A 12,767-nucleotide genomic window follows, 5' to 3' on the forward strand; every position below is an offset into this window, starting at 1 on the left:
TCGTCCCACTTGGTGAGACGAGGGCACCGCATGCGGAGTTCCGTTCAAAATTCGCTAGGGTGGTCCACCGTGTGCCACCTACGGGTGGCTAGGGCGAACTATGCCGAGGAGTGACTGTGCCCGCGAAGAATCCTAAGTCGAGCCGTGGATTCGGCTCTGCCCTGGGGACGACTGTCGTCTACGTCCTGATCTGGCTGGGACTTGCGCTGCTCAGCGCCGCCCTGTTCATCCGGTGGAACTGGGGCTCCGTCAGCGTTCGGCAGATGGCCATGAGCATCAAGGGCGTTGAACTGCAGAGCGGGTATCCCCGGGAGTGGCTGGGGATCGGGCTGATCATCGTGCTCCCCCTCCTCATTACCCTCCTCATCGCCCTGGCACACTGGGCCCGCAATCGTCGCAAAAGGCTCGGTGCCTGGGATCCTCGCCCGAAGAAGGGGCGCCGTGTCGCTCGCGGCGTCGCCTCGGGGCTGGTGCTGATCCTCGTGGTCACCGGCGCCTCACTCTTCTCGTCGAGCGTGAACCTGTCCGACTGGGTTCGTGCCACACGTTCGGACAAGGACATCGGCGATTACTACGCCGAGCCGCAGACGACCGACACGTCGAAGAAACGCAACATCGTCAACATCTACCTCGAGTCGGGCGAACAGACCCTCTCCGACGAAAGTCTCTTCGAGAAGAATCCGTACCCGCCCCTCGAGGACCGCACCCAGGACTGGCAGAAGGTCGATGACTACCAGCAGTACGAGGGCGGTGGCTGGACCATGGCCGGACTCGTCTCCACACAGTGCGGGATTCCCCTGAAGGGAACGGACACCCCCTGGTACGGCGGCGGAGACACCGCTCCACCTGACGACATCGACACGTACCTCAACGGGACCACGTGCATGGGCGACGTCTTCAAACAGCAGGGATACAAGAACGTGTTCATGGGCGGCGCCGGTGCCGAATTCGCGAGCAAGGACACCTTCCTCCAGAACCACGGCTACGACGAAGTCAAGGACCTCAACGACTGGAAGAAGGCCGGGGAGCCGCAGAAGAACTTCCGCAAGGACTGGGGACTCAACGACGAAAGGCTCTTCGACCACGCCAAGGACGAGATCGACCAGTTGCACGCCGAATCGGAGCGAACTGGTCAGCCCTTCAACCTCTCCGCGCTCACTCTGGACAGTCACGAACCGGCCAAGGCGTACGACTACTGCAACGTGGACACGGACAGCAAACTGACGTCCGTGTACCAGTGCTCCATGGACAAGGTCGGCGACTACCTGGACTACATGAAGGACAAGGGGTACCTGGACGACACCGCCGTGGTGATCCAGGGCGACCACCTCAAGCACATGAAGTCCAGCGACTCCTTCCACCAGCAACTCGACAAGAACAACAACCGCTCGATCTTCAACCGCGTCTGGGTCCCCGGCGAGGACAACCAACGTCGCCTGCGACCCGGTATCGATCAGTTGAACATGTATCCGACGATGCTCGAAGCGGCCGGCCTCGAGGTCAAGGACCACCAGGCCGGACTGGGCGTTTCGGCCTTCACCGACACGATTCCGGACGATTCGGCCCAATCCCTCGACCCCGACGACTACAAGGAGTTGCTCACCACGGATTCCAAGGACTTCTACACCAAGGCCTGGGCCGGGGAGCACTTCTGCAGCTGACCTCCCCTCGACATCGCACTCTGCAACCGGCGGCAATCACGTGACCTGCACTACACCATGTCGGTAGATCTGAAACCGGATCCCGCATCTTCGCGGGCAACGGCGACACAAGAGCAGACAAGGAGTCGAGATGACGACGCTGGGCGTGCAGATGATGATGCTCAAGGACCGAGTGTCCGAGGAAGGCATGTATCCGGTCCTGCAAAGGATCACCGACCTCGGGTACGACTCGGTCGAGGTCTCCCAGATCCCCATGGACGAGGCGAATACCCAGGCCCTCGAGCGCGGCGTCGTCGACCTCGGTCTGCGGGTGGGAGCCCTCTCCGTGGCCCTCAGAACGACGCCGACGGCGACCGGCGATGCCCTCGACACCGACATGGACAAGGTCGTCTCGGACTGTTCGCGTCTCGGCGTCGAATTCGTCCGTATCGGCATGATGCCCTTCGACGCGATGGCGTCCAAGGAAGCCTGCGAGGCCTGGGGACGCGACTGCGAGGCCGCGGCCCAGAAGCTCGCGGCCCACGGCATCACTCTCTGCTACCACAACCACCACGTGGACCTCGCGCAGTTCGACGGCGAGCGCATCTTCGACGTCGTTCGCCGGGTCGCGCCCACCGTCCGGTTCGAGGTGGATCTTCACTGGGTCCAGCGTGGTGGCATGAACCCGATCGACATGCTTCGCGAGTATTCGGGCGTCTGCAAGCTCATCCACGTCAAGGACTACCGGGTGGTGCCGTTGCCGGCGGCGGACATGGCATTGCTGGAGGACAAGTCGCCGGAGTCGCACGCAGAGTTCATGCGCAGGTTCGCCCTCTTGCCTCAGTTCGCAGAGGTGGGGGCCGGGAACATGAATTGGCCGGAGATTCTTCCAGTGGCGCTCGAGGCGGGTGCCGAGCACTTCTTCGTGGAACAGGATGAGCTCTACGGGCGCGATCCGTTCGACTGTCTCGCGGATTCGAGGGCCTACTTGAGGTCGATCGGTTACTGAACCGTTCCGGTACGCTGCGGGTACTCGCCCTCCTCGAGGATGCGGTCGTTGAGCATGGACAAGTGCTCCGCGGCGTCGAAGTCCAGGGGGACTTCCTCGTTCTTCCAGGCGGAGAGGTGGATCGCGTTGGCGAGCCTGACGCCGTTGATGCCGTCCGAACCGGGGGCGAGCAAGGGTGTTCCGTCCAGGAGATGGAGAGCGAAGTTCTCCAGGACGCCGGTGTGTTGTTCGCCCCAGACCGAGTCGAATTCGATGTCTTCCTCCTCGTAGAACTCGTGGGGATCGAGCTGGCCCTGGAAGAGACCGCGCACGGCGTCCATGCCCAGGTCCTGGGAAATCCGTTGCTCATCCTCGCGGAGGCGGAAGACGTGAGCCTTCTTGGAGCCGTCCACCACGATCTTGCCCTTGTCCCCCAGTATTTCCAGGCGGTCCGTTCCGACGAGATCGTGGGTCGCGGTGATGAAGACTCCGGTTGCCCCGTTGCCGTAGTCCAGGAGGGCAGTGACCTCGTCCTCCACGGGGATATTCCTCTTGTAACCGAAAGCGGCTTTGGCGAAGACCGTGCGGGGCACTCCGCACAGCCATTGGATCAGGTCGAGCTGGTGCGGCGCCTGGTTCACGAGGACGCCGCCGCCCTCGCCTCCCCAGGTCGCTCGCCAGGCCGACTGGTCGTAGTAGCCCTGGGGCCTCCACCACGTGGTGATGATCCAGTTGGTGCGCCGCAAGGCCCCGATATCTCCCGCGTCGATGATCTCCTTGATCCTGCGATACAGGGGGTTGTTGCGCTGGTTGAACATGATGGCGAAGGGGACGTCCGGGGTTTCCGCGGCGACGCGGTTGAGCTCGGCCACCTGTTGCGTGTAGACGCCAGCGGGTTTCTCGACCAGGACGGGTGTTCCGTGTCGCAGGGCGCGAATTCCCATGTCCGGGTGCAGGTAGTGGGGCACGCACGTGACGACGGCGTCGACCGTGCCGGATTCCAACAGGTCGGAATAGTCCTCGAAGGTCGTGACCCCGGGGTGGTCCTGTTCGGCCTGGGCCCTGCGGGCAGGATCGGTGTCGCAGACGGCCCCGATGCTCATGTGGGGCACGCGCCCTTCGGCAATGAACCCGGCGTAGGTCGTGCCCTGGGCGCCGTAGCCCACGATGCCCAATCGGATGGTCTGGTCTGTGGTCACTGTGTTCATGGTTGTCCTTTGTCTACTTCTCGTTCTCGGAGGCTGACTGCTCGGGTGCGACGGCACGTCCGTCGACCATGGCGGGCTTTTGTTGCTTGCGGGTCTCGTTCTCTTCCACGATTCGGCTGAACAGGGAGTCGGTCAACGGGTAGCGCAGCATCACGAAGAACGCGATGAGGCACAGTGCGGCCGGGAGAATTCCTGCGGTCAGCCTGATGCCCATGACCGCGTGGTCGGATTGGACCGCTGCTCCCCCGACGTAGCCGGTCAGGCCGATGAGTCCCGCCGCGGCCGCGCCGCCGAAGGCCTGGCCCAGTTTGCGGACGAAGGAAAAGACCGCGTAGGTGGTTCCTTCCGTGCGGCGTGCCGTCTTCCATTCGCCGTACTCGACCGTGTCCGCCTCCATCGCCCACATGAGGGTGTTGAGCAGGCCGATTCCCAGGCCCAGGAAGAAGAACGCGACGCAGGCGAGCCACGGCATGGACGGTGGGCACAGGAACACGATCAGGCCGCCGATCATGAAGGAGACCGCCCCGGAGAGGTAGACGAAACGCTTGCCGAATCGTGCCACGGCTCGTCCGATGAACGGGGCGGCAACGAAGATCGACGCCGTCTGGATGATCGTCAGGATCGAGAAGAGTCCGGCATTGCCCATGACGTCGCGGGCGAAGTAGATGCTCATCGTCTGGAGACAGACGTGCGAGGTGAGAACGACGACCGACCCGACGGAGAGCCAGATCAGTGCCTTGTTCTTGGCCAGCACGGATACGGCCTGTTTCAGACCGATCTGATCGTCCGCGGGGCGGGTCACGCGCTCCTTGGCGGTCAGGAAGGTGAAGACGTAGAGGGCGACGCCGAGAACCACGAAGATCGCGGTGATCGTGGTCAACGACCCCTGGAGGCCCGTGGTCGCATCGTGTGCCGCGGCCGCCTTGGCCGCGGAGAGCTGAGCGTCGGTGGCCCGATCCTCACCACCGAGGGCCGCGACCTTCTCCTTGTAGAGATTCTCGGAGCTGAATCGTTCCACGAGCGGCGAGACCACCACCGCGATCAGCATCACGGCGACCTGGGAGCCCACGGTGCGGAACGTCGCGAGTTTTGCGCGCTCGACAGGGACCTGCGTCATCGCCGAGGCGAGCGACCCGTACGGAATGTTGACCATCGAATAGAACATCATCATCACGCCGTAGGACAGGTATGCCCAGAACAGTTTCATCGTGAGACTGTCCACCTCCGGCAGGGTGAAGACCCAGACCGAGCACAGCATGAGAGGCAAGCAGGACCACAGGATCCAGGGCCGGAATTTGCCCCATCTGCTGGTCGTCTTGTCGACCCACCGGCCGACGATGACGTCTCCGATACCGTCCCAGATCCGAACGATCAGAAAGATGGGCGCGGCGTAACCGGCCGGAATCCCGACGACGTCGGTGTAGTACAGCAGGAGGAACGTGCTGACCATGTTGAACGCGAGGTTGTTGCCCGCATCCCCCGCGGCATAGCCCAGGAAGGATCGTAGGGGCAGTTTGCTCGTCGCACCTTTCGAGGGCGCCGTGCCCTGTCGCTCGTCGGTTTGGGTGGCTGCTGCATGTGACATCGTCGTCGCCCTTCACTCTCACAGCGTGGCGCAAACCACACTGTGCGGTTGCTTTTCTACATCCTGGGGTCGTCGCTCCGACCGGACCAGCGGTTGCCGTCAGTTGCAGTACCTCCACCATGAACGCACTGGTGATTCCGGCAACAAGTGGCAACCCGTTGTCGTGGGCGGCGTCGTCCGCCAGGCTGGTCCGAAGGTCACCGACTTCGACGAGGAGCAGAGCATGTGGACGCTGTCCGGTTTTACCGACGAGATCTCCCCCGACATGGAACGGCAGTGCTCCCACGCACGGTCACTGGGGCTGGGCCACATCGAATTCCGCAGCGCCTGGGACACCAACGTCCTCGATCTGGACGACCAACAGCTCGAGCAGGCCGCTGAGATCCTGGATCGCTACGACCTCAAGGTGTCGAGCATCGGTTCACCCATCGGAAAGATCGGGCTTCGGGATCCCATTGATGCGCACCTCGAGCGAGCCCAGCATGCGGTCGACGTCGCCCGGGTTCTCGGGGCACCCTACGTGCGCGTCTTCTCCTTCTTCGTTCCCGAGGGCGTGGACCCGGATGACTGCAGAACCGAAGTGATCGACCGGATGCGCGCTCTGGCCGACGTGGCCGAAGAGGGCGGGGTGACCTTCCTCCACGAGAACGAGAAGAAGATCTACGGCGACATTCCCCGCAGATGCGCGGACCTGCTGGCCGGCGTCGACTCGCCACGACTCAGGGCGGCCTGGGATTCGGCCAATTTCGTCCAGTGTGGGGTGCGCCCCTTCACCGAGGGCTACGCCGCGATACGGCCGTACCTCGAATACGTCCAGGTCAAGGACGCTCACCTGTCCGATGGCGAGGTCGTGGTCACGGGCGAGGGCGACGGCGAGCTGCGCGAAACCATCGACGCCCTCGTCGACGACGGCTTCGACGGGTTCTTCTCCCTGGAACCGCACCTCTCCGCCGCCCACGAACTCGGCGGATTCTCCGGCCCGGAGCTATTCACCGAAGCCCACACCGCCTTCACGGGGCTGCTCCGGGAGAAGGGCATCAGGTACCAATAAGTCTGCGCGCCGTGATCGTCGGCTACGGGTCGGTCAGCGCCGTTCACGCCGAGGCCCTCCGGTCCTTGCCCGACGCCGATGTGGTCGGCGTGTGCGACGTCGACCCGGAGCGCCGCGACGCCGCGCAGCGCGAACTGGCAGTTCCGACCGCATCGACCGTTGAGGATGCGATACGTTGGTTCGCGCCCGACGTCGTCCATGTGACCACCCCGCACCATGAGCACGAAGGCGTGATACTGACAGCCCTTGCGGTCGGCTGCGATGTCCTGACCGAAAAACCGATCAGCTCGGATCTGAGCAGCGCCGACCGTATCGTGGCCGCGGCCGAGAACGCACAGGGCCGGAACGGGCGATCACCTCGCGTGGGCGTGTGCTTCCAGAACAGGTACAATCTCTCGGCCCAGGCCATGAAGGAGACGGTCGACTCCCGCCGATTCGGGGCACCACTCGGTGCAGTTGCCACCGTCGCGTGGCACCGCCCTCCCGAGTACTACACCTCGAAACCGTGGCGCGGTGCGTGGTCCACGAGCGGCGGAGGCCTGCTGATCAACCAGGCCATTCACACCGTGGACCTCCTCCAGTGGATCATGGGCCCCGTGGTCGAGGTTCGGGGACGTGTGGGCACCGACGCTCTGGGTGACGTCATCGAGGTCGAGGACACCGCGGCCCTCACTCTCGTTCACGAATCGGGGATCCGCAGTGTCCTCATGGCGACCAATGCGGCCCCGACCAATCTCCCGGTGACCATGGACATCGCCATGGAGCACGGAAACATGCGGTCGGGAACGGAATTGCTGATTACCGGTGACGGCGCGCCCGACCAGGTGATCAAGGAGCGGCTCCCCTCGGATCGGGCCAAAGTCTATTGGGGCGCTTCCCACGGCGAGCTCATCAAGGACTTCTACGGCGGATTCGGTTCCGGAAAGCCCTTCTGGATCGATCCCGGTGAGGCGCTCCACGCGCTGCGCATTGTCAAAGCCGCCTACGACGGCGCCGGTGGATTCCCCCACAGGGCCGCTCGAGACTTGGACCTGGACAATCCCTATTTGAGGTGACTCCACTCGGCAGGCCGCACGGGAACCCATGTCGAAGTTCGCGTACACGTCCCGCATCGGCGGGGCGCATCGAGCACCGATTACTGCCGAACGGCGACGGCTTGCCTGCTCAGGTCGCATCACCCGACGAGGAACAAGGTCCGTACACCGTTTCTGTCGGCTCGACGCCGTGGCTGAGTGAATCGGCCAAGTCCTGTGTCGTGCTTGCTCGACTGACCATGAGACAGAGTGCTTTGCCGGCGACGGACGTGGTGGTGTGCAGGCATCCTCGGTCCATGACGATCCCCTGACCGGGCTGGATGAGGAAGGATTCGACGGCACCGTCCCGATGATCGGGCCGGCGGACGTGCTGGACCACGGAACCCGAAATCGGAATGAGCGCCTGCTCGGTGAGAAGGTGCGATTCCAGTGTCTCGGGTATTTCGGTGCGGTCGTACGTGACCCAGAGAAGGTCGACCTCCCCGTCCTCGCCCGGGTCGAAGAGCGCGGCACGGTAGAAACTGCTCGACACCGAATGGAACGCCGGGGCCGAATCGTCAACCTGGAGCGTACTGTCCAGGACTTTTCCGTACGGGGCAAAGGCATCCGCAGCAAGATGGTGGATCATCGTTCTCCTGAACGAGTAATTGCGGACGGTCGTCAGTCCGTTGTGTTCGTCGTGGGGTCCTCAGCCGATCGGCTCGGGCATCTTCTCCACGGTGTACGACAGCTCGATCGTCTCGTCGTTGGTCGGATCGGTCAGGCGGACCCGCCACCCGGGCGCGAATTGGTCGACGTCCGGGGCCATGGGAATCGTCCCCGAAATCAGCACGGTTCCGGGCCGGGCGTATCCCTGGTCCTTCAGCTCGCGAATCCAGTGAGCCGGTGGCAGCAGGTCCCCCAGCGTGCCGTCCTGAATACGCGATTCGGACCCGCGGGAGTCGGTGACCCAGGCTTCGATCCGGATATCGTCCACGTGGTCCTCGACGTCGTCGAGCCGCCATGCCTTCTTCGCCAGAACATCCGGTGAGGCGTTCTTGCTCCAGGCCACGCCGTAGGTTTCGAGATCACGGTCCGTCTGGTCGCACGCGGCCGTGAGGAGGACGCCGTCGTCCGTGAAAACAATCGCCCACTCGGCTTCCCCGGACGACTTCTCATTCTGGACTGCAACCGAATCCGCTTGCTGCGCCAGGTACGGCGACACGGGGTACAGCGCGGGAACCTGACTCGGTCCCGGGACGCCGAGCTCGGCCAATTCGTCGATGTGGGCTCGCACCGAGGCCTGGTCCCGGCCGGCGTACCCTGCATTGAAGAGCCGGGTGACCGCGACGTCGACGGTCGGTCCATCGATCAATTCGAACCTCAACACTTGTGCCCTGCTTTCATCTCGCCTTGTCCTCGACCGGTCGGACGGGGTTGTCTCATTGTATACAACGCGTATAACGTTAACGCAATCACAGCGTGTGGCCGGTCACACGCCCACGGCATGAAAGGCAGTCATGACCTCCACCCCCACGGCCCGTCCTCCCGTAGCCAGAAAGGACCTGCTCAAAGCGTTCACCGCGAGCCTCAGCGGCACGACGCTCGAGTGGTATGACTTCGCGATCTATTCAGCCGCCGCCGCGATCGTTCTTCCGAGCCTGTTCTTCCCCTCCGGGGACCCGATGGTCGGCGTGCTGCTCGCGTTCTCGACCTACGCCGTCGGGTACGTGTCCCGTCCGCTGGGCGGCGTGGTCTTCGGCCGGCTCGGTGACAAGATCGGACGCAAGAAGGTGCTGGTGTGGACCCTCTTCCTGATCGGCGTCTCGACGTTCCTCATCGGTGTTCTGCCCACCTACCAGAGCATCTCGGTTGCCGCTCCACTCATCCTGGTACTCCTGAGATTCGCGCAGGGAGTCGGCGTCGGTGGCGAATGGGGCGGAGCCGTGCTGCTCTCCAGCGAGTACGGCAACCCTCATTACCGGGGCTTCTGGTCCTCGGCCGCGCAAATAGGCCCACCCGCGGGAAACCTCCTGGCGAACGGGGTCTTCGCGGGTCTCAGCCTGGCCCTCCCCGAAGACTCCTTCTTCGCGTGGGGATGGCGCGTCGCTTTCCTGCTCTCCGCCGTTCTCGTCCTGTTCGGGCTGTGGATCAGGCTCAAACTCGAGGACACTCCCGTCTTCAAGGCCGTCGAGAAGACCGGGCAGAGGGCGGAGAAACCCATCTCCGAGCTCTGGACCGAAGAACGCCGCCCGCTGATGTCGGCGGTGCTCTCCCGGATCGGCCCCGATGTCACCTACGCCCTCTTCACGGTGTTCACGCTGACCTACGGGACGATGATCCTGGGCCTCGACAGGGCCACGGTCTTGGGAGCCGTGATGTTCGGCTCGGCCTTCCAGGTGGTGTGCATCCCCCTGGCGGGGTTCGTCTCCGACCTCATCAACCGGCGTCTGCTGTACGGGATTGCGACCCTCGGCACCGTGGTGTGGACCTTCGTCTTCTTCGCGAACCTCGACGCCGGTGGCGCAGCCTGGATGTACATCGGGATCCCGATCGGTCTGTTCTTCCACTCGCTCATGTACGGCCCCCAGGCGGCCTTCGTGGTCGAACAGTTCTCCCCACGGCTGCGGTACACCGGCGCGTCGCTCGCGTACACCATCGCTGGGGTTCTCGGCGGCGCCCTGGCGCCGATGATGTTCACCCTGCTGCTCGACGTCTCGGGCTCGTGGGTCTGGGTGGCCGCCTACCTCGCCGGAACCTGCGTGCTCACCCTGATCGGGCTCGCCATCGGACGGGACAACGACGTCCAGGAGGACCTCGACCACCTGGACACGGCCCGGCCCGGGGCCGCCGTGTGACGGGCAGTTCGCGGCCGGTTCACCGCACGTCGTCGAGCAGGAGGCATTGGGTCCGCTCGATGTGGTGCCGGATCGCGGCCTCCGCAGCGTCCGCGTCTCCCGCCTTCAGCGCGTCCAGGATGCGGGTGTGTTCCTCGAGCACCTCGGCCGGACGCCGGGGGCTGGTCCATGTCGCGGAAATGCCGAATCGAACGTGCATCACGCGCAGGCGGGTGTAGAAGTCCGACATGACCCGGTTTCCGGGGGCATCGACCATGGCGGCGTGGAACTTCTGGTCGATCGAGATGAAGTCCGGGAGTGTCTCAGGCGAGACATCGAGTCGGGCCTGCTCTTCGAGGAGGTCGCTCATGATCCGCACGGGGGCCCGCCCCGACGCAAGAATCTGCCTCGCCGCCTCGAGCTCGATGAGAGTCCGCATTTCCATGGTTTCGCGGATTGACCGGTCGTCGCTGGGCCTCACATAGGCGCCGCGGTGGGTGATGAGTTCGACCAATCCGTCCGAGGCCAACATGATGAGCGCTTCCCGGATCGGCGTGCGGGACAGTCCGAATCTCTCCACGAGGTCCACTTCGTTGAGGAAGGTCCCCTGCACGGAAGGGTCGGTCAGCACCAGGTCGCGCAGTCGATCATAGGCATTCTGCCGCGCCGTGAGCCCCGTTGTCCTCTGCATATTCCACAACCCTACCTTTCCGCGCGAGCAGGATCGGCCTTGTCCCGGTGCGCTGTGTTCGACAGGGATCATTCGACCGGCCGGGACTCGGACCCGGACCCGCGTCGCGACCATCCTGCGGACAGACCGATCCGGGGCGCAGAACCCTGCACCCCGGATCAATCAGATGCCACGAAGGAGACGTCAGCCCCCCAGCATGGCCGTGATGCCGTCGCGAGTGAAGTACAGCAGGAAGCCCGCGGAGACCACCCACATCAGCCAGTGGACTCGCTTGCCTCGGCCGGTCAGCACGTGGATCAGCGCCCAGGAGATGAAACCGACGCCGATTCCGTTCGCGATCGAATAGGTCAGCGGCATCGAGACGATCGTGAGGAACACGGGCAACGAGACGCGGAAATCCTTCATCTCAATGTCCTGGATCTGGATGACCATCATGGCCCCGACGATCACGAGCGCTGCGGCCCCCGCTTCCATCGGAATGACTTCGATCAGGGGCGTGAAGAACATCGATACCAGGAAGAGTCCACCGCTCACACAAGCGGCCAGACCCGTTCGGGCGCCCTCCGCGACACCGGCGGCTGAATCCACGAACACGGTGTTCGAGGAGGCTGATGCGGCACCACCACCGATGGCACCGATGCCCTCGACGATGAACGCCTGACGGATCCGCGGGAACGTTCCGTCCGGCCTGGACAGGCCGGCGTTCCCCGCGAGTCCTGTCATGGTTCCCATCGCGTCGAAGAAGTTGGTGAACAGCAGAGTGAACACGAGCATGACCACGGACAGCATGCCGACCCTCTGGATCGAGCCGAACAAATCGAATTGGCCGACCAAACCGAAATCCGGCAGGGCGACGATGTGGCTGGGCAACTCGGGCGCGCTCAGGTTCCAACCCTGCGGGTCCGGATTCTTCGGATCCCCGACGGTCCCCAGGTGGGCGATCGCCTGAACGATGATGGATACGACGGTCGCGACGACCATGCCGATCAGGATTCCGCCCGGGACGCGGCGCACCACGAGCACGCCGATCAGCAACAGGGCGAAGACGAAGATGATGGTCGGCAGCGCGGTGATCGATCCGCCCTGGCCCAGCTGCACGGGCGGGCCGTCCGGTGTTCTGGTCACGAATCCGGAGTTCACGAATCCGATGAAGGCGATGAACAACCCGATGCCAACCGTGATCGCTGTTTTCAACGGTGCCGGGACTGCGTGGAAAATCGCGGTCCGCACCCCGGTGGCCCCGAGGAACACGATGATCACACCGTTGATGATGACGAGTCCCATGGCCTCGGGCCAGGTCACGTCGTGCACCACCGAGACGGCCAGGAAGCTGTTCATGCCCAGTCCGGCCGCGAGAGAGAACGGGAGTCGGGCCACGAGACCGAAGAGCACCGTAATGCTGCCGGCGACCAGGCCGGTCACCGCGGTGAGCTGGCCGAAGTCGAGACCGTTGCCTTCGACGTCCGTGGCGGCGCCGAGAATCTGCGGGTTGAGGACGACGATGTACGCCATCGCCACGAATGCGACGAGACCGCCGCGCAACTCCTGTTTGACCGTGGAGCCGCGTGCGGTGATTTCGAAAAAGCGGTCCAGGGCGGAGCGTTTGTCCGTGGATTGTTGTTCGGTTCTGACATTGGTTGCAGCCATGGGGTGCCTCTGTTTCCCTGCCATTCCGGGACATCGGAACGGAGATTGTTTCTGGGGACTGGCGAATAGGATTTCGTGCCCTTGCGGAGCGCCTCTCACCGGGCGGC

General features: G+C 64.0%; 11 protein-coding genes. 5 read left to right on the forward strand and 6 right to left on the reverse strand.

The genetic code is table 11. The features are described 5' to 3' along the window. Nucleotides 1–116: 116 nt before the first annotated feature. Together ACTSLZ_RS08715 and ACTSLZ_RS08720 are read left to right on the forward strand one after the other, a co-directional pair. The gene (locus ACTSLZ_RS08715; protein ID WP_443094741.1) at nt 117–1,661 is read left to right on the forward strand and encodes a sulfatase-like hydrolase/transferase; all 1,545 of its coding nucleotides are present in this window, start codon (nt 117–119) and stop codon (nt 1,659–1,661) included. Between the two features lie 130 nt (nt 1,662–1,791). Then, nucleotides 1,792–2,649, forward strand: coding sequence for a sugar phosphate isomerase/epimerase family protein (locus ACTSLZ_RS08720; RefSeq protein ID WP_443094742.1), 858 nt, complete (start codon nt 1,792–1,794; stop codon nt 2,647–2,649). Here ACTSLZ_RS08720 and ACTSLZ_RS08725 read toward each other — a convergent pair. Together ACTSLZ_RS08725 and ACTSLZ_RS08730 are read right to left on the reverse strand one after the other, a co-directional pair. Further along, a complete protein-coding gene (locus ACTSLZ_RS08725) occupies nt 2,643–3,836 on the reverse strand; it encodes a Gfo/Idh/MocA family protein (RefSeq protein ID WP_397556145.1) in 1,194 nt (397 codons plus the stop codon). The two genes, ACTSLZ_RS08720 and ACTSLZ_RS08725, sit on opposite strands and share 7 nt — an antisense overlap. A 13-nt stretch (nt 3,837–3,849) precedes the next feature. After that, a complete protein-coding gene (locus ACTSLZ_RS08730; protein WP_443094743.1) occupies nt 3,850–5,421 on the reverse strand; it encodes a glycoside-pentoside-hexuronide (GPH):cation symporter in 1,572 nt (523 codons plus the stop codon). Nucleotides 5,422–5,644: 223 nt separating this feature from the next. Here ACTSLZ_RS08730 and ACTSLZ_RS08735 point away from each other — a divergent pair, with 223 nt between their 5' ends. Beyond that, a complete protein-coding gene (locus ACTSLZ_RS08735) occupies nt 5,645–6,472 on the forward strand; it encodes a sugar phosphate isomerase/epimerase family protein (RefSeq protein WP_129316466.1) in 828 nt (275 codons plus the stop codon). Nucleotides 6,473–6,483: 11 nt separating this feature from the next. Further along, nucleotides 6,484–7,527, forward strand: a complete 1,044-nt coding sequence (locus ACTSLZ_RS08740) for a Gfo/Idh/MocA family protein (protein WP_443094744.1) — start codon at nt 6,484–6,486, stop codon at nt 7,525–7,527. A gap of 109 nt (nt 7,528–7,636) precedes the next feature. Here ACTSLZ_RS08740 and ACTSLZ_RS08745 read toward each other — a convergent pair whose 3' ends face one another. Together ACTSLZ_RS08745 and ACTSLZ_RS08750 are read right to left on the reverse strand one after the other, a co-directional pair. Further along, complete coding sequence (locus ACTSLZ_RS08745; protein ID WP_443094745.1) at nt 7,637–8,134, reverse strand: ureidoglycolate lyase; 498 nt, start codon at nt 8,132–8,134, stop codon at nt 7,637–7,639. 60 nt (nt 8,135–8,194) lie between these two features. Further along, nucleotides 8,195–8,860: a DUF2848 domain-containing protein gene (locus tag ACTSLZ_RS08750; RefSeq protein ID WP_443094746.1), complete on the reverse strand. Its 666-nt coding sequence runs from the start codon at nt 8,858–8,860 to the stop codon at nt 8,195–8,197. A 145-nt stretch (nt 8,861–9,005) separates the two neighbouring features. On the opposite strand from ACTSLZ_RS08750, the gene ACTSLZ_RS08755 reads away from it, so the two are divergent. After that, on the forward strand, nt 9,006–10,343 hold the full coding sequence (locus ACTSLZ_RS08755; RefSeq protein ID WP_443094747.1) for an MFS transporter: 1,338 nt from the start codon (nt 9,006–9,008) through the stop codon (nt 10,341–10,343). A 19-nt stretch (nt 10,344–10,362) separates the two neighbouring features. Here ACTSLZ_RS08755 and ACTSLZ_RS08760 read toward each other — a convergent pair whose 3' ends face one another. Together ACTSLZ_RS08760 and ACTSLZ_RS08765 are read right to left on the reverse strand one after the other, a co-directional pair. After that, nucleotides 10,363–11,013 carry a GntR family transcriptional regulator gene (locus ACTSLZ_RS08760; RefSeq protein ID WP_443094748.1) on the reverse strand — a complete coding sequence of 217 codons (651 nt, stop codon included), beginning with the start codon at nt 11,011–11,013 and terminating at the stop codon, nt 10,363–10,365. Nucleotides 11,014–11,196: 183 nt separating this feature from the next. Next, nucleotides 11,197–12,660 (reverse strand): NCS2 family permease, encoded by a 1,464-nt coding sequence (locus ACTSLZ_RS08765; RefSeq protein ID WP_193554057.1) that lies wholly within the window; start codon nt 12,658–12,660, stop codon nt 11,197–11,199. Nucleotides 12,661–12,767: the final 107 nt, after the last annotated feature.

Source organism: Rothia koreensis (genome assembly GCF_052232265.1).
GTDB lineage: Bacteria > Actinomycetota > Actinomycetes > Actinomycetales > Micrococcaceae > Rothia > Rothia koreensis.